Origin of the sequence: Microbacterium sp. NPDC007973 (genome assembly GCF_042958465.1) — a bacterium.
GTDB lineage: Bacteria > Actinomycetota > Actinomycetes > Actinomycetales > Microbacteriaceae > Microbacterium > Microbacterium galbum.
This window is the reverse complement of the sequence record NZ_JBIBJJ010000001.1, coordinates 483,320-503,455: the sequence shown is the minus strand read 5'-3', so window position 1 is coordinate 503,455 and position 20,136 is coordinate 483,320. Positions and strand designations below refer to the sequence as shown.

Annotated in this window: 18 protein-coding genes; 9 read left to right on the top strand and 9 right to left on the bottom strand. The window is 71.4% G+C overall.

Going from position 1 to position 20,136, the window contains the following annotated elements; genetic code table 11:
• Nucleotides 1-83 precede the first annotated feature (83 nt).
• Genes ACFZA2_RS02640 through ACFZA2_RS02630 form a run of 3 tightly spaced genes read right to left on the bottom strand, consistent with a single transcriptional unit; the run spans nucleotide 84 to nucleotide 3,255 of the window.
• Nucleotides 84-1,250, bottom strand: coding sequence for a DUF4350 domain-containing protein (locus ACFZA2_RS02640; protein ID WP_391400223.1), 1,167 nt, complete (start codon nucleotides 1,248-1,250; stop codon nucleotides 84-86).
• Nucleotides 1,247-1,903, bottom strand: coding sequence for a DUF4129 domain-containing protein (locus ACFZA2_RS02635; RefSeq protein ID WP_391400220.1), 657 nt, complete (start codon nucleotides 1,901-1,903; stop codon nucleotides 1,247-1,249). The genes ACFZA2_RS02640 and ACFZA2_RS02635 overlap by 4 nt, the downstream gene beginning before the upstream one ends.
• Complete coding sequence (locus tag ACFZA2_RS02630) at nucleotides 1,900-3,255, bottom strand: glycerophosphoryl diester phosphodiesterase membrane domain-containing protein (protein WP_391400217.1); 1,356 nt, start codon at nucleotides 3,253-3,255, stop codon at nucleotides 1,900-1,902. The genes ACFZA2_RS02635 and ACFZA2_RS02630 overlap by 4 nt, the downstream gene beginning before the upstream one ends.
• Nucleotides 3,256-3,418: 163 nt before the next feature.
• Between ACFZA2_RS02630 and mtrA the strand changes: the two genes are divergently transcribed.
• From mtrA to hpf, 5 genes are all read left to right on the top strand, one after another.
• Nucleotides 3,419-4,099 (top strand): MtrAB system response regulator MtrA, encoded by a 681-nt coding sequence (gene mtrA / locus ACFZA2_RS02625; RefSeq protein WP_315993306.1) that lies wholly within the window; start codon nucleotides 3,419-3,421, stop codon nucleotides 4,097-4,099.
• A 7-nt stretch (nucleotides 4,100-4,106) separates the two neighbouring features.
• A complete protein-coding gene (mtrB, locus tag ACFZA2_RS02620; protein ID WP_315993305.1) occupies nucleotides 4,107-5,792 on the top strand; it encodes an MtrAB system histidine kinase MtrB in 1,686 nt (561 codons plus the stop codon).
• Nucleotides 5,789-7,447: an LpqB family beta-propeller domain-containing protein gene (locus ACFZA2_RS02615; protein ID WP_391400212.1), complete on the top strand. Its 1,659-nt coding sequence runs from the start codon at nucleotides 5,789-5,791 to the stop codon at nucleotides 7,445-7,447. The genes mtrB and ACFZA2_RS02615 overlap by 4 nt, the downstream gene beginning before the upstream one ends.
• A gap of 87 nt (nucleotides 7,448-7,534) precedes the next feature.
• Nucleotides 7,535-8,200: a ComF family protein gene (locus ACFZA2_RS02610; RefSeq protein ID WP_391400209.1), complete on the top strand. Its 666-nt coding sequence runs from the start codon at nucleotides 7,535-7,537 to the stop codon at nucleotides 8,198-8,200.
• Between the two features lie 93 nt (nucleotides 8,201-8,293).
• Nucleotides 8,294-8,956: a ribosome hibernation-promoting factor, HPF/YfiA family gene (gene hpf / locus ACFZA2_RS02605; protein ID WP_391400206.1), complete on the top strand. Its 663-nt coding sequence runs from the start codon at nucleotides 8,294-8,296 to the stop codon at nucleotides 8,954-8,956.
• A 60-nt stretch (nucleotides 8,957-9,016) separates the two neighbouring features.
• Here the strand turns inward: hpf and ACFZA2_RS02600 are convergent, their stop codons facing one another.
• On the bottom strand, nucleotides 9,017-10,330 hold the full coding sequence (locus ACFZA2_RS02600) for a hypothetical protein (RefSeq protein WP_315993301.1): 1,314 nt from the start codon (nucleotides 10,328-10,330) through the stop codon (nucleotides 9,017-9,019).
• 184 nt (nucleotides 10,331-10,514) lie between these two features.
• On the opposite strand from ACFZA2_RS02600, the gene secA reads away from it, so the two are divergent.
• Entirely contained in the window at nucleotides 10,515-13,313 is a 2,799-nt protein-coding gene (gene secA / locus ACFZA2_RS02595; protein WP_391400202.1) for a preprotein translocase subunit SecA, read from the top strand.
• A gap of 223 nt (nucleotides 13,314-13,536) precedes the next feature.
• A complete protein-coding gene (locus tag ACFZA2_RS02590; protein ID WP_391400199.1) occupies nucleotides 13,537-14,763 on the top strand; it encodes a pyridoxal phosphate-dependent aminotransferase in 1,227 nt (408 codons plus the stop codon).
• A gap of 237 nt (nucleotides 14,764-15,000) precedes the next feature.
• On the opposite strand, the gene ACFZA2_RS02585 is transcribed toward ACFZA2_RS02590, so the two are convergent.
• The gene (locus ACFZA2_RS02585; RefSeq protein WP_315993298.1) at nucleotides 15,001-15,435 is read right to left on the bottom strand and encodes an Rv3235 family protein; all 435 of its coding nucleotides are present in this window, start codon (nucleotides 15,433-15,435) and stop codon (nucleotides 15,001-15,003) included.
• Nucleotides 15,436-15,573: 138 nt separating this feature from the next.
• Complete coding sequence (locus ACFZA2_RS02580) at nucleotides 15,574-15,855, bottom strand: excisionase family DNA-binding protein (protein WP_391400196.1); 282 nt, start codon at nucleotides 15,853-15,855, stop codon at nucleotides 15,574-15,576.
• A 225-nt stretch (nucleotides 15,856-16,080) separates the two neighbouring features.
• Here ACFZA2_RS02580 and ACFZA2_RS02575 point away from each other — a divergent pair, with 225 nt between their 5' ends.
• Nucleotides 16,081-17,577, top strand: coding sequence for a sensor histidine kinase (locus ACFZA2_RS02575; RefSeq protein WP_391400193.1), 1,497 nt, complete (start codon nucleotides 16,081-16,083; stop codon nucleotides 17,575-17,577).
• A gap of 133 nt (nucleotides 17,578-17,710) precedes the next feature.
• Here the strand turns inward: ACFZA2_RS02575 and ACFZA2_RS02570 are convergent, their stop codons facing one another.
• Nucleotides 17,711-17,959, bottom strand: a complete 249-nt coding sequence (locus ACFZA2_RS02570) for a WhiB family transcriptional regulator (RefSeq protein ID WP_013583608.1) — start codon at nucleotides 17,957-17,959, stop codon at nucleotides 17,711-17,713.
• Between the two features lie 211 nt (nucleotides 17,960-18,170).
• On the opposite strand from ACFZA2_RS02570, the gene ACFZA2_RS02565 reads away from it, so the two are divergent.
• A complete protein-coding gene (locus tag ACFZA2_RS02565) occupies nucleotides 18,171-18,551 on the top strand; it encodes a histidine kinase (protein ID WP_391400188.1) in 381 nt (126 codons plus the stop codon).
• Nucleotides 18,552-18,605: 54 nt separating this feature from the next.
• Here the strand turns inward: ACFZA2_RS02565 and bcp are convergent, their stop codons facing one another.
• Complete coding sequence (gene bcp, locus ACFZA2_RS02560; RefSeq protein ID WP_391400185.1) at nucleotides 18,606-19,079, bottom strand: thioredoxin-dependent thiol peroxidase; 474 nt, start codon at nucleotides 19,077-19,079, stop codon at nucleotides 18,606-18,608.
• Nucleotides 19,076-20,134: a ribosome small subunit-dependent GTPase A gene (gene rsgA, locus ACFZA2_RS02555; RefSeq protein ID WP_391400182.1), complete on the bottom strand. Its 1,059-nt coding sequence runs from the start codon at nucleotides 20,132-20,134 to the stop codon at nucleotides 19,076-19,078. Before rsgA ends, bcp begins: the two co-directional genes overlap by 4 nt.
• Nucleotides 20,135-20,136: the final 2 nt, after the last annotated feature.

Sequence of the window (20,136 nt, the reverse complement as noted above, 5' to 3'; positions counted from 1 at the left end):
GCCGGCTGCGGGGCTCGTGTCGGCGGTGCCGGTCGCACGGCCGTCGGCGGCCGGCTCGGCGCCGGGGGTCTCGGGGCTCTCGGTCATCGGGGTGTCCCTTCGGTTCGGACGGCGACGCGCACGCTCTCTTCGAGGTCGCGCAGTCGGTCGGCGGCGGCGACGAGGTCGCGGTCGGTGCGGGGCACGTCGTCGACCAGGATGCCGCGCACGCGGGAGCGATCCGCTCCCAGGCGCTCGGCAACGGCGTCGGCGACGTCGGGCGGCGAGGTCCGTGCCGCGAGCCCCAGGAGACGCACGAGACGCGTGCGGCTCGCGCGGCGGAGCTCGTCGAGAGCGTGCGGGGCGTCGCGCGCCGTGGCGTAGAGGCGCGCGCGGCCCTCCGTGGTCTCGGTGGCGCGCACCGTCACGGGCAGGCGCTCGGTGACGAGAGGGCCGAAGCGCCGACCCCGCCACATCGCGGCCGTGAGAGCGGACAGCAGCAGCAGCGCGATGGCGGGGGTGACCCATGGCGGCGTCAGGTCGCTGAGGGTCGGGGGAGCGGCGCCGGGGTCGGCGTCGGCGGGCGCGGGCACGTACCAGACGAGGGTGTCGGTCTTCCCCAGCACACCGAGGGCGAGGGCCGCGTCGCCCTCGCGCGGGAGCGTGGAGTTGGTGAGCGTCGAGAGGCCGTCGAGAGCGGTCACCGAGCGACCCCCGTCCTCGAGGGACAGCAGCCCGAACTCGCTCCCGACGGGGAAGCACCCGGTGACGCCGTCGCCGGCGACGAGGAGTTCACCGACACGCGCCGTCCGGGCGTTGTCGGGCGCCGCCACCGCGCAGTCGGCGGCCGCCGTGTCATCGACGAATCCTCCGAGCGACGACCCGTTCATCAGCACGTCGAGGGCGCGGGAGCGCGGCTCGACGAGCACGACGTGCCGGGCGCGCGACGACAGCTCGCGCAGCGCGTCGTCGGAGAGCATCGGTGCGTCCCGCATCACGAGCGTCGCGTCCGCTCCGGCCAGCGCGCGTTCGGCGGCCGGGCGGTCGCGCGCGACGATCACCCGCACGCCCTGCTGCTCGATGACCCGCACCACGGCTCGCGTGCCGTCGGGGCCGGCGGAGTCGGGGTCGAGCAGCGCGCGCTCCGTGTATCCGCCGTAGACGAACAGTCCGCCGACGAGCGACACGAGCAGCAACCCCACCACGAGAGCGATCCACCCGAGGGCGGCGCGGCCGCGGGAGCGCGGTCGGGCTGCCGTCACCGCGCTCACGGGGCGCCCATCGGCGTCGGACGCGTCCGCACGGCGGTGTCGTCGAGATCGAGGATGAGGCGGTAGCTCTGCGCCGTTCCCGGGCGCCGCAGATAGCGCACGTCGTCGAAGGTCGTCGCGGCCGTCTCGAGCCCCTCCGCGAGGGCGGGGAGGGCGCGCGCGGCCTCGCGGGCGAACGCGCGTACCGTGGCCCCGGGTGGCGGGTCCACCAGCCCGCGCTCCGACAGGCCCCGTGCGACGGCGCGGAAGCGCAGCACGACGGCCTCGTCCCAGGCCCCGCGCCCTGCGGCCGCCTCGGCCTCTGCCCGCAACTGCTCGGCCGACCGGGTGTCGTCGTCGTCGAAGAGGGCCCGAGCGGCCGGAGCCGCGCGCACGCTCCGACGCGGTCGCCCCCAGATCAGGATGCCGACCACGATCGCCGCCACGAGCAGCACCGCGAGCACGATGAGTGCGGCCGGTCCCCACCCGTCGGTGTTCGGAATGCGCAGCAGATCGTCGAGGAAGCGGACGACCGCCTGTGCCGCTCGATCGATGATGCTCGGCTCGGCCGCCTGGTAGGAGGGGTCGGCCAGCTCGCGCTCCGCCCACTCCTGCGCCTGATCCGGGTCGGGCAGCAGGGGTTCGAAAGCGGCGGCGAGCGCGGCGGGGCTCACGCGTCGCCGCTCGATCCCGGCGCGGCCCAGGTGGTCGGTGCGGTTCCCGGCGCGGCGCCCGGGGCACGGCGGGCAGGCGGGGCGTCGTCCGACGCGGGCGGGACCGGGGGAACCGGCGGGGCCGGGTCCGCCGAGGCCTCCCGGGAGGGCTGCGGCGCCCCGTACGCCTGCGGTGCCCCGTAGGCCTGCGCCGCCCCATACGGCTGCGGTGCCCCGTAGGCCTGCGGTGCACCATATGCGGGCGAACCCGTCGGCGCGGGATAGCCCGCGAAGGCCGGGGGAGCGCCCACGGGCGTCGGAGCCGGGCGCTCGACGATGCGACCGACGCCGACCAGGTACGGGTCGACGAGGTCGGTTCCGCCGGCGTCGCGCTGCTCGACGTAGGTGCTCAGGTCGTGGTCGAGCGCCTCCACCCGCATGCGCGCGTCGACGTACACGAGCACGGCCGAGGTGGACTGCACCACCAATGCGATGCACTGCACGAGAAGGATGCCGAACTGCCCGACGACCTGGAGGGCGATGACCCCGACGAGGGCGCCCACGGCATCTTCTCCGGTGGGGGCGAGGATGCCGGGGACGATGCCCGCGACGAGGCTGAAGGGCACGGAGATGATCTGCGCGACGATGCTGAAGGCCACCGAGATGATGACGACGACGCCGAGTGTCGACCAGAAGCGGCCCCGCGTGAGTTGCCACGATCGGGCGATCGCGCGGAGGATCGGCGCCCGCTCGAGGATGATCACCGACGGCACGAGGAAGAGCTTGGGCGTGAGCCAGAGGGAGACGACGATCAGCCCCAGCACGAACAGCACGCCCACCGCGACCCCGAGCCACAGCACGCTGATCACGAGGAGCGTGACGATGCCCGCCAGGACGCCGATGACCACGATCGTCGCGACGAGATAGAGCGCGCTGTACCCGATGAGACGCCACACGACCGGCTTCACGCGCGCCCAGACGGCCTTCAGGCTCGGCTTCTCGGCGACGACAGCGTGAGCGACCTCCGAGACCACGACGCCCTGGACGATCACGCTGAGCGCTCCGGTCGCGAGACCGAGGACCAGTGCGGTCGCCGCCGTGATCACGGCGGACCCGGCGAGGATCGCGTCGTAGTCGTCGCTGCCGATGGGCACCGTGTCGAGACGGGAGAAGCTCGCGATGGCGACGCCGCCGACGGCGGCGGTGAGCACGATGTACGCGGCGGCCTGCACGATGAGGGCGAAGCCCAGCAGCACCTTGGGGTTGTGGCGCAGCGCCACGAAGGAGCGGCCCAGGATGGTGCCGAACCCGTACGGGTGCAGCGGGACGATCCCCGGGCGTGATGCCGGAGTCCAAGCCGGGTACGCGGTCATGTGGGGCCCCTCCTCGTCACATGGCGGTGCCCTCATCGTGTCACAGACCTCCGACACGCACGCCTGGCGTGCAGGCAGGTCGACTACTCTCGATGGGACATGCCCCGACCCCGGGCCTGATGCCCGTCCCCGAGCGGGTTCGAGACGGAAGACGTACACCCGAATGACTTCACGGATCCTGGTTGTCGACGACGACACCGCGCTGGCCGAGATGATCGGCATCGTGCTGCGCACCGAGGGATTCGACACCGTGTTCTGCGCCGACGGTGCCCAGGCCGTCGACGCGTGGCGCTCGGAGCGGCCCGACCTCATCCTCCTCGACCTCATGCTCCCCGGCGTCGACGGCATCGAGATCTGCACGCGCGTGCGCGCCGAGTCCGGCATCCCGATCATCATGCTCACCGCCCGCACCGACACGGCCGACGTGGTCAAGGGGCTCGAGTCGGGGGCCGACGACTACATCGTCAAGCCGTTCAACCCGAAGGAGCTGGTCGCGCGCATCCGCACGCGCCTGCGGCCCGCCCAGGCTCCGGCCGACGAGACGCTGCGCATCGGCGACCTCGTCGTCGACGTCGCCGCTCACGAGGTGCGCCGTGGCGACGCGCCGATCGCCCTGACCCCGCTCGAGTTCGAGCTGCTCGTCGCGCTCGCCGAGAAGCCGCAGCAGGTGTTCTCGCGCGAGATGCTGCTGGAGCAGGTCTGGGGCTACCACTACAAGGCCGACACGCGACTGGTGAACGTGCACGTGCAGCGTCTGCGCGCCAAGATCGAGGCCGACCCCGACAACCCGCGGATCGTGACCACCGTGCGCGGCGTGGGCTACCGCGCCGGCGCGGTGGCCTGAGGTCTCCATGACGGGCGCCGTGCGCACCGTCTCCTCGCCGCGGATCGACGGATGGCGCGACTGGCGCGGCATCCGCGACCGCCTCGCGACGCTGTGGCGGCGCTCCCTGCGGTTCCGCACGATCGTCATCACGGTGACCCTCACCGCGGCCACGATCCTCGTCACCTGCGTCGCGATGGCCCTCGTCATCCAGAACGAGCTCTTCACCGCGCGCAAGGACCAGGTGCTCCTCGAAGCGCAGCGCGCCACGGCGGCCGCGCAGGCGACCCTCGACGCGGCGGTCGACTCCACCGACCCCGCCGCCGCGCAGACGCTGATGAACGGCATCGCCACCCGTCTGTCGCAGCAGTCCTCGAGCGATCTGATCGCGCTCTACCGCATCGGCCCGCCGTCGCCGCTCGCTCCCCAGCCGTTCATCTCACCCGCGTTCGAGTCGAACCTCGTGACCGAGGCCCTGCGGACGCAGGTGCAGTCGAGTCCCGATCTGCAGTGGTGGCAGTCCGTATCCCTGCCCTCCGACAACGGGCGCGATGTGCCCGGCATCCTGGTCGGCCACCAGTTGCGCTTCCCCGCCGAGGACGGTGTCGACTCCTACGAGCTGTACATGGGATACGACCTCACGAGCGCCTCGCAGACCCTCGCCTTCGTGCAGGTGCTGCTGTGGGTCGTCGGCCTCGTGCTCGTGGTGCTCATCGGCGCGATCGCCTGGTTCGTACTGAGGTCGGTGACGACCCCCATCGCGGATGCCGCCGAGACCAGCGCGAAGCTCGCCGCGGGCGACCTGGGGGTGCGCCTGCCCGTCCGCGGCGAGGACGAGCTGGCGACGCTGAACCGCTCGTTCAACGCGATGGCCGACAGCATCGAGTCGCAGATCAAGGAGCTCGCCGACCTCTCACTCGTGCAGCAGCGGTTCGTCTCCGACGTCTCGCACGAACTCCGCACCCCGCTGACGACGATCAAGCTCGCGGCCGACATGATCAACGACCAGCGCGAGGAGTTCGATCCCGTGACCGGTCGGGCCGCGGAGCTGCTGCACGCGCAGGTGCAGCGCTTCGAGGTGCTGCTGACCGACCTGCTCGAGATCAGCCGCTACGACGCCGGATCCGTGCAGTTGGAGCGCGAGGCGACGAGCCTGGCGCACCTCGCCGAAGACGTCATCGAGTCGATGGAGCAGCTGGCCGACGGGCACGGCTCCGACGTGCGGCTGGTCGCCCCCGGCGGCTACACGCCCGTCGACATGGACGCGCGCCGGGTGCGGCGCATCGTGCGGAACCTCCTCGGCAACGCGATCGAGCACGGTGAGGGGCGGCCGATCGTCGTCTCGGTCGACAGCGACCGGGATGCCGTGGCCCTGGGTGTGCGCGACTTCGGTCTGGGCATGAAGAGCGAAGACGTCGAGCGCGTCTTCGACCGCTTCTGGCGCGCGGACCCCTCGCGCGTGCGGACCATCGGCGGAACGGGGCTGGGGCTGTCGATCGCCCTCGGCGACGCGCGCCTGCACGGCGGGACCCTCGCGGTGTGGTCGGAGCCGGGGCGCGGGTCGAACTTCGTGCTCACGCTCCCGCGCGACGGCAGACCGGTCACCGGTTCGCCCCTCCCGCTCGTGCCCGACGACGAGCAGGGGGGAGCGCTCGAGGCGCTCGGGCTCACGCAGCCGATCTCGACCCGCCCCGGCGTCCGGAGGACGACATGAGACGCGCCCTCTCGCTGGTGACCCTGATGCTCGTGCTCGCCCTCACCGCGTGCACGGGATTGCCGACCTCGGGATACGTCAACCCGGGGCGCGGGCCGCAGGTCGACGACACGCAGGCGTTCGCCTTCGTGCCCGACGGTCCCCAGGACGACGCCACCCCCGCCGAGATCGTGGAGGGGTTCCTGCGCGCGGGTTCCGGTCCCGCCGACGACTGGGCCACCGCGAAGCTCTTCCTCGCGCCCGGCACGCAGTGGGACCCCCGCTCGCGCGTGACGATCGACCGCCTCGCCGATCGGCGCGCGACTCCGAGCGCCGACGGCACGTCGGTCGCCGTGGCCCTCACCACGGTCGCGGCGGTGGATGCCGACGGTGCGTACGCCCCGACGGCCGCCGGCGCCGCGGAGACCCTGAGCTACACCCTCGCGCGCGTCGACGACCAGTGGCGCATCACCTCCGCGCCCGACGGCGTGGTGCTGTACGAGGAGGTCTTCCCGACCGTCTACCAGTCGGCAGCCGTGGCCTACTTCGACCCGACCTACAGTTTCATCGTCCCCGACGTCCGCTGGTTCCCGCGGCCCCTCGTGGCGAGCCGGGTCGCGACCGCCCTCGTCGACGGTCAGCCCAGTGCGTGGCTGGCCGGCGCCGTGCGCAGCGCCTTCCCCGACGAGCTCTCGCTGGTGGGACGATCCGTGACCCTGTCCTCCGACGGCATCGCGCAGGTCCAGCTCCCGCGGGCGGCGCTCAGCCTCGACCGCACGACGCTCGACCGCATGCAGACGCAGCTCGTGCGCAGTCTCGCCACCGCGGGCATCAACGAGGTGCAGATGACCGTGGAGGGCACGCCGATCGCCGCGTCCGAGGTCGCGGTGCGCGTCACGCGCGTGGACCCGTCGCCGGCCGTGCTCACCACGGCCGGGGTGTTCGGCGCGCTCGCCGGAGACGCGGTGGAGCCGATCGACGGCCTCTCCGATGCCGTCGAGTCGTTGAACCCCGTCGCCGTCGAGCTGGAGGCCGACCGCAGTCTCGCCGCCGTCCGCACGCAGCAGGGGACGGTCGCGAGCGCCCTGAGCGACGGCCGCACGTTCCTGCTCGACGACCGGGCCGGGCTCATCGCCCCCTCCATCGACGGCCAGGGCGAGATCTGGAGCGTTCCTGCCAACGCCCCCACGCAGGTGCGCGCGATCACCGCCGAGGGGGTCCCCCGGGAGGTGGGCAACGCCTGGCCCGACGCCTCCGAGATCGTGTCGATGCAGGTCTCCCGCGACGGGACGCGCATCGCGGCCGTCGTCACGGTGTCGGGCGTGCGCGAGGTGTGGGTGGCCGGTATCGAGCGCGAAGGCACCGAGGTCAACCTCGGCCCGCCGCACGTGCTGTCGTTCAGCCAGCAGGGCGCCTTCGACCTGGCATGGCTCGACGACACGACGCTGGGCGTCCTGGTCGACGTCGACGGAGTCGACCGTCTGCGCGAGCTCAACGTCGGCGGACGCGGCACCGAGGCGACCGCCCCCGACGGGGCCCGCACGCTGGCCGCCGGCAGTACGAGCGTGCGCGTCCTGGACGACCAGGGACGCCTCTACAGTCGGCGCGGCAGTTCGTGGACGCTCGTGGCCTCCGGCATCCGCGTCCTGGCGGCGCAGCAGGGCACCACCTCGTGAGGTGATCCGCTCCTCCCCAGGCGGCGATCCCTCCACCGTGCGGGAATCGGGCCCCCGGACGGCGATCGGCTCCTCCAGGCTCGAGGAATGGATCCCCGGTCCCTCCTCGCCGACGTGGCGCGCGACGCGCTGACGTTCTGGCTCCCCGTCGCGTGCGCGGGATGCGACGCTCTCGATACGGCGCTGTGCGAGGGATGCCGCTGCGCCCTCGTTCCGCAGCCGGTGAGTCGCGTCCTCGCGCCGGAGCTGACCGTCACGAGCGCCCTCGTCTTCGCCGGACCGGCCGCCCGTATCATCCGGGGCCTGAAGGAGGACGGCCGCACCGCGCTCGCGAGCGCTCTCGCCCCCGCCCTGCGCGCCGTCCTGGGCGCGATCCCGCCCGAGGCCGTGATCACCACCGTGCCCTCGACGCGTGCCGCTTTCCGCCGACGGGGGTATCGCCCGGTCGAGCTCATCCTCCGTCGAGCGGGGCACCGCGACCAGCGGGTGCTGCGTCTGCGGCGCGCCCCCCGCGATCAGCGCGGTCTCGATCGCGACGCGCGTCGCCGCAACGTCGGGGGAGCATTCGTCGCCCGTGCTGTCACGGGATTGCCCGTCGTCGTGGTCGACGACGTCGTGACGACGGGAGCCACCCTGCTCGAGGCGGCGAGGGCGTTGCGCGACGCGGGGGCTGCCACGGTCATCGCCGTCACGCTGGCGCACACGCCGCGACGCGGGGGTCTCGGAGGTGAACCAGAGGTGATTGACACGTGACAGCCCGGTGCCGCCGCACTAGCGTAGGGATGACTGAAGGCGACGGACGTTCCGCCCTTAGACCGGGCGGAACCCGGAACAAGGAGGTCACGGATGGACACCAACATCGTCGGCGTGGGAGTCGGAATCACCGATCGATTCCGCTCGGTGGTCGAAGAGAAGGTCAGCCGCATCGAGCACCTGGCTCCCCGGGCGAACACCCTCGAAGTCAAGGTCACACATCGCTCCTATCGCAACGGTCGAATGGAAGACGATACGGTCGAGCTCACCCTCGACGGCAAGGGCCCCGTCGTGCGGGCCGAGGCCACGGATGCCGACAAGTTCGCCGCTCTCGACCTCGCGGTCGACAAGATCTCGGAGCAGGTCCGTCGCGCGAAGGACAAGCGCGTCGACGCCCGCAACCACCCCCGCGGTGCGAAGTTCGAGAAGGGCACCGGGGAACTCTCCGGGATCGATGTCGAGCCCGCCTCCGTGGATGTTCTGCGCGCCGTGGCCACCGGGTCCGTGGCGGTGCAGACCGACAGCGTCGAAGAAGAGGACTATTGCCCCGTCGTCATCCGCCAGAAGGAGTTCGAGGCCGAGTGGATGACGGTCGAAGAGGCGGTCGACCGGATGGAGCTCGTCGGCCACGACTTCTTCCTGTTCATCGACGCCCGCACCGACCACCCGAGCGTCGTGTACCGCCGCAAGGGGTGGGACTACGGCGTGATCGAGCTGACGACGCAGGCGTCGCCGATGGTCTCCGTGGCATCCTGACGCAGACATGAACGACGCCCCCGGCCGGATGGCCGGGGGCGTCGTCGTACGGGTGAGAGCTCAGCCGTCGAAGATGTCGCCGAGCAGCGAGCCGATGACGAGACCGCCGAGCATGCCGCCGACCATGTTGCCGCCGCCCATGCCGCCTCCGCGTCCGTAGCCGCCGCCGCGCCCGTAGCCGTCCCCGCCCCAGTCGTTCGGGCGGGACTGCTCGATGTCGCGCTGGGCGATCTGGAGAGCCTCGGATGCCAGCGACCCGGCGCGTCGTGCGGTGGCGAGAGCCGTCTCGCGCTGATCCTCCGCGATCGGCCCGAGCGGAAGGCCGGCGCGCAGGCGCTCCGCCTCGACGAAGCGCGTGCGCGCATCGGCGCCGATCCATCCCCGGTGCCCGGTGATGAGGCCCCGCGCGACCGCCAGCTGACGATCGGCGTCGTCGATCGCGTGCTCCACCTGCTCCTGCGACGGCACCGGACGCGCGGCACGTTCACGGGCGAGATCGAGGGCGGCGTTGGCCTGGCGCAGCGACGACAGCGCGGCGAAGGGATCGCTGCGCGTCCCCGACGCAGGAAGGGCGGTGAGCGCCTGCTGAAGGGTCGCCATCGCCGCGGTCACCGCGGGCGTCTGCGCGCCCTGGCGTGCCTCGACCAGGTCGGTGCGCGAGTCGTCGACGACGGCGGCGAGGGTGGACTCGGCGCGGAGCGCCTCGATCTCGAACGTGTCGACGGCATCCAGAAGCGACTCCGCGCGTCGGACCGCCTCGGTCGCGGCCTCGAGGGCGACGGAGGCCTGCTCCCGCTGGCCGGCTTCACGGCGTCGCTCCGAGACGCCCGCGGTGTGCACCGCGAAGTCGAGGAGCTGCTCGATCTCATCGGGGTTGCCGCCGATCTGGGCGAGAGCGGACTCGCTGTACCGGCGGGACAGGCGCTCGACGACCTCCCGCGCGCCGGGGATCCGTGCGGCGAGGCGGTCGCGGTCGGCGCGCACGCGCGCCAGGGTCTCGGGCGCGCGACGCACGGCGTCGATCTTCGGCTGCAGGACCTGCGTGCGCTCCTCGAGAAGGTCTTCGGCCCACTCCGAGAGCTGGATGATGCGGGCGTTGCGCGTGCGCAGCTCTTCTTTGGTGTCGGGGATCTCGTCGTGGTTCAGCTGGTGCAGCTGGAACGCCTCGGCGAGGTGCGTGCGGACGGAGTCGAGGGCCGCCGCGAGATCCTCCGTGGCCTTGTCGCCGAGTTCCGCGCGGGCGAAGTCGAGCTCGTCGGAGGTGAGCCGGACCCGTTCGTCGGCCGCGACGATCGCGAGCTCGGCTCGACGTGCCAGATCGGCATCCGCCGCGTCCTGCTCTTCGCGCTTCCTCTTGCCCCAGAAACCGGCCATGGCTCGATCCTAAGCGGCGGGTTCCCGGCCGTCGCCGTGTGTTCGCTACGGGCGCGCAGAGAGACGTCCGGATTGCGGCCTCCTCGCAGGTCACGAACGGGTAACACGGATAGCATGAGGGGCGTATGCCTGTTCGCAGGCCGGCGTCCGCGCGGGCGCCGCACCCGACAGATGGAGATTCTTCGTGGCAAATCCGCTCGAGAAACTGCTGCGCGCCGGCGAAGGCCGCATCCTGCGCCGCCTGCAGGGCGTCGTGAAGGCGACCGGCGCCCTCGAAGAGGACTACGAGCAGCTCACCGACGACGAGCTGCGCAACGAGACCATCGAGCTGCGTGCCCGCTACGACGCGGGTGAGACGCTCGACCAGCTCATGCCCGAGGCCTTCGCCGCCGTCCGCGAGGCGGCCAAGCGCACGCTCGGACAGCGTCCCTACGACGTGCAGATCATGGGCGGCGCTGCCCTGCACCTGGGCAACATCGCCGAGATGAAGACCGGTGAGGGCAAGACCCTGACCGCGGCCCTCCCGGCGTATCTCAACGCCATCGCGGGCAAGGGCGTCCACGTCATCACGGTGAACGACTTCCTCGCCAGCTATCAGTCCGAGCTCATGGGCCGCGTCTACCGCGCGCTCGGTATGACCACGGGCACCGTCGTGGCGGGCCAGACCCCCGAGGTGCGCCGCGAGCAGTACGAGGCCGACATCAGCTACGGCACGAACAACGAGTTCGGCTTCGACTACCTGCGCGACAACATGGCGTGGCGCAAGGAAGACCTCGTGCAGCGGGGGCACTTCTTCGCCATCGTCGACGAGGTCGACTCGATCCTCATCGACGAAGCGCGCACGCCGCTGATCATCTCGGGTCCGGCATCGGGTGAGGCCAACCGCTGGTTCGCCGAGTTCGCCAAGCTCGCCCGCACCCTCGAGGCCGGTGTCGACTACGAGGTCGACGAGAAGAAGCGCACCATCGGCGTGCTCGAGCCCGGCATCGAGAAGGTCGAGGACTACCTCGGCATCGACAACCTGTACGAGTCGGCGAACACCCCGCTCATCTCGTTCCTCAACAACTCGATCAAGGCGATCGCCCTCTTCAAGCGCGACACCGACTACGTCGTCATGAACGACGAGGTCATGATCGTCGACGAGCACACCGGCCGCATCCTCGTCGGTCGCCGGTACAACGAGGGCATCCACCAGGCGATCGAGGCGAAGGAGGGCGTGCCGGTCAAGGCCGAGAACCAGACGCTGGCCACCGTCACGCTGCAGAACTACTTCCGCCTGTACGACAAGCTCTCGGGCATGACCGGTACCGCCGAGACCGAGGCCGCCGAGTTCATGTCGACCTACAAGCTGGGCGTCGTCCCGATCCCGACGAACAAGCCGATGATCCGCAAGGATCAGCCCGACCTCGTCTACAAGAACGAGACGGCGAAGTTCGCCCAGGTCGTCGAAGACATCGTCGAGCGCCACGAGAAGGGCCAGCCGGTCCTGGTCGGCACCACGAGCGTCGAGAAGAGTGAGTACCTCTCCCGCCTGCTGGCGAAGAAGGGCGTCCGCCACGAGGTGCTGAACGCCAAGAACCACGCCCGTGAGGCCGAGATCGTCGCCCGCGCCGGTCGCCTCGGCGCCGTCACCGTCGCCACCAACATGGCCGGTCGCGGCACCGACATCATGCTCGGCGGCAACGCCGAGTTCCTCGCCGTCCAGGAGATGAAGGCGAAGAACCTCGACCCGGTCGAGACGCCCGAGGCCTACGAGGCGGAGTGGGACGGCGTCTACACGACGATGCGCGACACCGTCGCCGAAGAGGCGGCGAAGGTCACCGAGGCCGGCGGTCTCTACGTGCTCGGGACCGAGCGGCACGAGTCCCGCCGTATCGACAACCAGCTGCGCGGTCGCTCCGGCCGTCAGGGCGACCCCGGCGAGAGCCGGTTCTACCTGTCGCTCACCGACGACCTCATGCGCCTGTTCCAGTCGGGCGCCGCCGAGGCGATCCTCGCACGCACCAATTTTCCCGACGACGTCGCGATCGAGTCGGGCCTGGTGTCGCGGGCGATCAAGAGCGCGCAGTCGCAGGTCGAGGCGCGCAACGCCGAGATGCGCAAGAACGTGCTGAAGTACGACGACGTGCTCAACCGCCAGCGCGAGGCCATCTACGCCGATCGCCGTCACATGCTCCAGGGCGACGACATCGCCGACCGCGTGCAGCACTTCATCGAAGACGCCATCACGGCCGTCATCGACGACCACACCGGATCGGGTCACACCGAGTCGTGGGACTTCGACGCCCTGTGGACCGAGCTCAAGACCCTCTATCCGGTGAGCGTCACGATCGACGAGGTCGTGGCCGAGGCCGGCGGCAACAAGGGGCGCATCACGCCCGAGGGGCTCAAGCGCGAGATCATCTCCGATGCGCGCATCGCCTACGACAACCGCGAGAAGGCCCTGGGTGAGCAGGCTCTGCGCGAGCTCGAGCGCCGCGTGGTGCTGCAGGTGCTCGACCGTCGCTGGCGCGAGCACCTCTACGAGATGGACTACCTCAAAGACGGCATCGGCCTGCGCGCCATGGCCCAGCGCGACCCGCTCATCGAGTACCAGCGCGAGGGCTACCAGATGTTCCAGTCGATGATGGGGCAGATCAAGGAGGAGTCCGTCGGCTTCCTGTACAACCTCGAGGTCGAGGTGCGCAGCGTCGAGGGCGAGCCCGCGGCGCAGGTCGAGGCCAAGGGCCTGACGCCCACCCCGGTCGAGACGCAGCGTCTGGAGTACTCCGCGGCCAACGATGCCGGCGAGGTCGAGGTGCGCAACGACCGCGGCCAGGTGCAGCAGGCGGCGACCAACCGCCTCCGCCAGACCCAGCCGGCGGCTCCGGCCGCCGAGGCCGCTCCGGCAGGCGCGCGCGGCGCCTTCGGCCAGCGCACCGACGCTCCCGCGGACGCCGCACCCGGCAACCGCGCCGATCGTCGTGCCGCGAAGAAGAAGTAAGGCCCTCGAAGAACGGATGCCGTGTCCCGCTGCCGGGGCACGGCATCCGTCGTTCACCCCCGCACGCGCAGCGGTCCCGTTCGGCGCCGCTTCGCAGCGGTCGCCGTCGTCACGGCCCCTCGCCCGCGGGATCCGCGCAACGATCTCCGCCACCGGCGCGGACGACCGCATGCGGTCCACCCGGTGTCGATTGGCCGGATCGGCCCGGGGATATCCTGAACCGATGAGCCCGCTTCGCCCTCTCGACCAGTCGTCCAAGCTGAAAGACGTCCTCTACGAGATCCGCGGGGAGGCCCTCGTCGAGGCCGATCGACTGGAGGCCGACGGGCACGCGATCCTCAAGCTCAACACCGGCAACCCGGCGATCTTCGGCTTCGAGGCGCCGCATCAGATCGTGCGCGACATGATCGCGTCGGTTCCGAACGCGCACGGGTACAGCGACAGTCGCGGCATCCTGTCGGCGCGCCGCGCCGTCGTGTCGCGCTACGAGCAGGAGCCCGGGTTCCCGCACCTCGACCCCGACCACGTGTTCCTCGGCAACGGCGTGTCCGAGCTCATCACCATGACGATGCAGGCCCTGCTCGACGAGGGCGACGAGGTGCTCATCCCCGCGCCGGACTACCCGCTGTGGACGGCGATGACGAGCCTCGGCGGCGGTACGCCCGTGCACTACCTGTGCGACGAGCAGCGCGAGTGGCAGCCCGACCTGGAGGACATCCGGTCGAAGATCACACCGCGGACCAAGGCGATCGTCGTCATCAACCCGAACAACCCGACCGGTGCGGTGTACTCGCGCGAGATCCTCGAGGGCATCGCCGACATCGCCCGCGAGAACTCGCTGCTCGTGCTGGCGGACGAGATCTACGACCGCATCCTCTTCGACGACGCCGTCCACATCCCGATGGCCACGGTGGCGCCCGACCTCCTCGTCCTCACCTTCAACGGCCTGTCCAAGACGTATCGCGTTGCGGGCTACCGCTCGGGGTGGCTCGCGATCACGGGTCCCAAGGAGCACGCGCAGGGTTTCCTGCACGGCATCAACCTGCTGGCATCCACGCGGCTCTGCCCGAACGTGCCGGCGCAGTTCGCCGTGCAGGCGGCGCTGTCGGGGGTGCAGTCCATCGACGCGCTCATCGCCCCGAGCGGTCGTCTGCACGAGCAGAGGGATGCCGCCTGGCAGGGCCTCGAGGCCATCCCCGGGGTGTCGTGCGTGCTGCCGCGCGGCGCGCTCTACGCGTTCCCGCGATTCGACCCCGAGGTGTACGAGATCCCGGACGACGCGAAGTTCGTGCGCGACTTCCTGGTGGCCGAGCACGTGCTGCTCGTGCAGGGGTCGGGCTTCAACTGGCCCGCGACCGACCACGTGCGCATCGTCACCCTGCCCGAGGCCCGCGTCATCAGCGACGCGATCGAGCGGCTCGGCAACTTCCTCGCGTCCTGGCGCCCGTAGGGCCGCGGCAACTGCGAGGCGCACGGATCCCGACGCGCCCGCCGGTGGCATCAGGCCTCGGCGGCCACCGTGCGCCGGAGGTGCTCGATGTGCGGCCGGCCGCGCCACGGCGTGGGCCCCGCGCCGTGACGGCGAGCTCCGAGCCACGGCGAGCGTCGGCGCGCCCCGAAGGGGGCGGGCGTTCGGCGGCCCTGCGGAGGCGTCGTCGTCGCGACGGATGCCGCGCGGCGACAGTGCTCAGAGCAGGCCCAGTGCCGTCACGCGCCAGCGTCCGTCCATTCCCTCCAGGCGCACGGCGATGGCGCGCGTGCGGACGCGCGCGGACGCGGTGACGGTTGCCTCGACGACCCCGTCCGCGGGGGAGGAGATGTGGACGCTGCGGATCTCGTGGACGTCTCGACGGGCGGGCACGCGACGGGCGCTGCGGGCGCGAGTGGCGAGATTGGCGCGCGTCACGAGCGAGCGGTAGACCTCCTCCGACAGCCAGCGCGCGAGCTGCTCGACCTCGCGCACCCCGGCGAGGACCTCGAGGATGCCGCGGACGATATTCCGCACGAAGACCTCGGGTGCGGGGAGCTGATCGGTCGAGGTCCGCTGCCGGGCGAAGAACTCCTCACCGCGCGGTCGCGATGAGCGGGCACGTTCCGGGTCGGGTTCGGGTGCGAGTGACATGGGTCCCCTCCGTCGTGCGGATTCGGCGAGTGCGGATGAACGTGCGGCCGAGCGTAGGGGAGCGTGGGCGTACGACACCGCGCTTATGCGCCACCTGTGGATGACCGATGCGAGGGGTGAGGCGGGGAGGAGGCGCGGTCAGTCGTCGTGCCGCAGCTCGCCCCGGCCCCAGAGCTCGGGAAAGCTCGCGGCCTGCGACTGCCGCCAGAGCGCCGCGCGGCGGGCGTCCTCGATCCGGGCCTCGACGTAGGCGTCGACGCTGTCGCGGTCGATGCGCCACCGTGCGGGTGAGCCGAGGGCGGCTGCACGCAGGTGCCCCTCGTGCACGAGGGTGACGATCTCGTCGGGCGTGAGCGCGAGGGCGGCGGCGGCGTGCTCGAGTGCGACGAATCTCTCTTCGGGTGAGGGATCAACCGGCATCCCGTCATTATGTCCCCCTTTCCGGGGGCGTGCGGGGTTCACCCGCGCCCGCGCGGAGGGGCGGTCGACCACGGGAACGGCGGTGGTCTCACGAATCCTCCGTGGTCGGCTTTCGCCAGCCCAGGGCGCCGGACACACACGACCTTCACCCGTCGCATCACCCTCGACGCGTCCGCCAGGTCGCGCGGCGCGCGACCACGCGGGAGCGGCCCCTAGGGTGGAGGGGTGTCGACACTCAGTGAACTCGTCTACGCCCAAGGTCGCTCCAGCGAGGCGGATGTCGAGTGGCTGCACCGCCTCGCCGGCGACGGGCAGCTGCTCGCCGACCTCGCCTTCGCCGACATCGTCATCTGGGTCCCGACCCCCGACGACTCCTTCGTCGCCGTCGCGCACACCCGGCCCGGGGGAGCGGCGACGCTGTTCTACCGCGACATCGTCGGCGACCGCGTCCGACCGCAGTGGCGCACCCAGGTGCGCGAGGCGTTCCAGAGCGGACGCATCGTGGATTCGGCATCCCCCGACTGGTTCGAGGAGACTCCCACGCGCGTGCGCGCGGTGCCGATCGTGCGCGAGCTCTCGCGCGAGGGCGACGCCGTCACGACCGTCGGCGTGCTGACCCGGCATACGAACCTCGGCGAGACGCGCACGCCGTCGCGTCAGCAGATCACCTTCAACGACTGCGCCGACGACCTGTTCGGCATGATCTCATCGGCGGAGTTCCCCGATCTGTCCGCGCCGACCGCACCTCGTCGTGGAGCCCCGCGCGCGTCGGACGGGCTGATCCGTCTCGACGTCGACGGGATCACGACCTTCGCGAGCCCCAATGCGCTGTCGGCGTTCAACCGCATGGGCTTCGACGACGAGCTCGAGGGCGAGTCGCTGGCCGAGGTCACCGCTCGCATCCTGCCGGCGAAGCGACAGGACGTCGACGAGTCGCTCCCGGTCGTGGTGAGCGGGCGCGCACCGTGGCGCGCCGACATGGAGGCGCGCGGCGTGCAGGTCTCGCTGCGGACGATCCCCCTGCGCGATCGCGGCAACCGCATCGGCGCGATCGTGCTGAGCCGCGACGTCACCGAGATCCGCCACCAGGAGCAGGAGCTCATCACCAAGGACGCGACGATCCGCGAGATCCACCACCGCGTCAAGAACAACCTGCAGACCGTGGCGTCGCTCCTGCGCATCCAGGCGCGGCGCACGCACTCCGACGAGGCGCGAGACGCACTCACGCAGGCCATGCGACGGGTCTCGGCGATCGCCGTCGTGCACGACACGCTGTCGGAGGGCCTCGCGCAGAACGTCGACTTCGACGACGTCTTCGCGCGCGTGCTCAAGCTCGTCGCCGAGGTCGCGGCGGCCCCCAACACCCGCGCGCGCACGCGCAGCACGGGGAAGTTCGGCACGCTGCCCAGCCAGTTCGCCACGCCCCTCGCGCTCGCGCTCACCGAGCTGGTGACCAACGCGGTCGAGCACGGGCTCGCCGGTCAGGAGGGCGACGTCGAGATCGCGGCCGAACGCACCGGCGAGATGCTCGAGGTCAGCGTCCGCGACACGGGCGTCGGCCTGCCCGAGGGCCAGGTGGGCCGCGGCCTGGGCACGCAGATCGTGCGCACCCTCATCCAGGGCGAGCTCGGCGGAACCATCGATTGGCACACGTTGATGGGCAGCGGAACCGAGGTCACCATCGAGATCCCGCTGCGCTACATCGGCGGCTCGTCCGCCTGAGGCATCGCGTTGCTCGCGGGTACGGGGGAGTCCCGCGGTTCTCGGGGCGAGGTCTGCGCGCGTCTCCCGCCCGCGGCACGACGAAGCCCGCCCCCGGAGGGACGGGCTTCGTCGAACGGCGGATGCCGTGAGGTCAGGAGGCGCGGCGGGCGCGGGCGGCGCGGCGCTTGAGCGCGCGACGCTCGTCTTCGCTCAGACCGCCCCAGACGCCCGAGTCCTGACCGGACTCGAGGGCGTACTGCAGGCAGACCTCGGTGACGGTGCAGCGCGCGCAGACCGACTTGGCCTTCTCGATCTGGTCGACCGCGGGGCCGGTGTTGCCGACGGGGAAGAACAGTTCGGGGTCGACGGTCAGGCAGGCTGCTTTGTCGCGCCAATCCATAGGGGTGCTCCTTGTAACAGAAATTTCGACGATTCGGCACCGGGATTCGGGTCCGGTACCCTGGTGGGAACGCGAGCGATTGCTCGCCCCACTTCGCTGTGGGAGCACACGGCTTGTTCCATGCTCCCATAGCGATTCCGCCTGATCAAGAGGTAACCGGCAGGTTTCCGGATCGTAACGGCGCAGCCGCGCCCGTCGGAGAGGCTCTCGGATGCCCATTCGCCTTGCGGCCGCCGCCCTCCTCGGACTCGAGGCCGTCGGCATCCTGGCGCTCGCCGGATGGCAGACCGTCGCCCTCATCGGCGGCGACACCGACTCGGTGGTGAGCTCCATCGCCCTGATCGTCCTGACGGTGATCGGCGCCGCGATCGTCGCCGCCTTCGGGGTGGCCACCGCGCGCGACGTGTCGGCCGGTCGGTCGGGCGGCATCGTCACCCAGCTTCTCGTGCTCTCGGTCGCGATCGGCGCCATCACGGGGGAGTGGGCCGCGCCGGGCATCGCGCTCCTCATCGCCGTCCCGGCGGTGATCGGACTGATTCTGCTGGTCCTCGCGATCCGCGCCGCAGCCCCGCGGCGTCGCGACGACGGCTGACGTGAGAAGACCCCGCCGGCCGCGAGAGCGGGGCGGGGCCTTCGGAGCTCGGAGTCAGGCGGCGTCGAGACCGAGCGTCTTGCGCAGACGCGCGACATGGCCGGTCGCCTTGACGTTGTACAGGGCCTCGACGATCTTGCCGTCCTCGTCGACGACGAAGGTCGAGCGCAGGACGCCGGTGACCGTCTTGCCGTAGTTCTGCTTCTCGCCCCACGCGCTGTAGGCCTCGTGGATCGCGTGGTCGGGGTCGCTCAGCAGCGGGAAGGTGAGCCCGTCGCTGTCGCGGAACGCGCGCAGCTTCTCGGGGGTGTCGCGCGAGATGCCGAGCACGGTGTACCCGGCGCCCTGCAGCGAAGCCAGGCTGTCGCGGAAGTCGCATGCCTGCGTCGTGCACCCGGGCGTCTGCGCGGCGGGGTAGAAGTACAGGATCACGCGGCGTCCGCGGAAGTCGCCCAGCGAGACGGGGTGCTCATCCTGGTCGAGAAGGGTGAAATCGGGCGCGGTGTCGCCCTTGTCGAGGTTCGTCACCCGTCCAGCCTAGAGCGCTCGATGCCCTGGAACGTCGTCAGCAGCCGCTGCAGGGAATCGAGTCTCGCGGCGGCACCGGGACCCAGGCGCCCGGATTCGACCGCCTCCACGATCGCGCAGTCGGGGGCGTCGGGCAGGTGGGTGCACCCGCGGGGGCACTCCTCGGCGACCTTCGCGAGGTCGGTGAAGGCACCCAGCACGTGCGCCGGGTCGACGTGGCCCAGCCCGAAGGAGCGGACGCCGGGTGTGTCGATGACCCATCCCGAACCGGCGGGGCCGCGATAGCGCAGCGAGACGGCCGACGACGACGTGTGGCGGCCTCGACCGGTGACGGTGTTGACGTGTCCGGTGGCGCGCTCGGAGCCGGTGAGCGCATTCACCAGGGTGGACTTGCCCACGCCCGAGTGCCCGACGAACACCGTCGCGTGGCCGGCGAGGGCCTCGCCGATCTCGTCGAGCGGCATGTCGCCCTGCGCGCTCGTGAAGACGCGGAGATCGAGGCCGGCGAAGTGCGAGAGGAACTCGCTCGGGTCGGCCAGGTCGGTCTTGGTGACGACGAGGAGCGGGCGGATGCCGGCATCGAGCGCCGCGACCAGGTAGCGGTCGACGAGGCGCTCCCGCGGTTCGGGATCGGCCGCCGCCACGACGATGAGCATCTGGTCGGCGTTGGCGACGATGACCCGCTCCACCTGGTCGGTGTCGTCGGCGCTCCGGCGCAGCAGCGACGTGCGCTCCTCGATGCCGACGATGCGCCCGAGCGTGCCCTCGTCGCCCGAGAGGTCGCCCACGACGCGCGCGCGGTCGCCGTTGACGATGGGCTGCTTGCGCAGCTCGCGCGCCCGCGTGGCGAGCACGCGCCGTTCGTCGGGGCCGTCCTCATCGACCAGGACCGTGTAGCGCCCGCGATCGACTCCGAGCACGCGCGCGGTCTGCGCGTCGGCGTGCGCCGGGCGCCGCTTCGTGCGCGGGCGGTTGGCCTTGGGGTTGGGACGCACCCGGATCGACGACTCGTCGAACTCCAGGTCGTCGTCGTCCGCGTCGTCGAGCCAGCTCACGC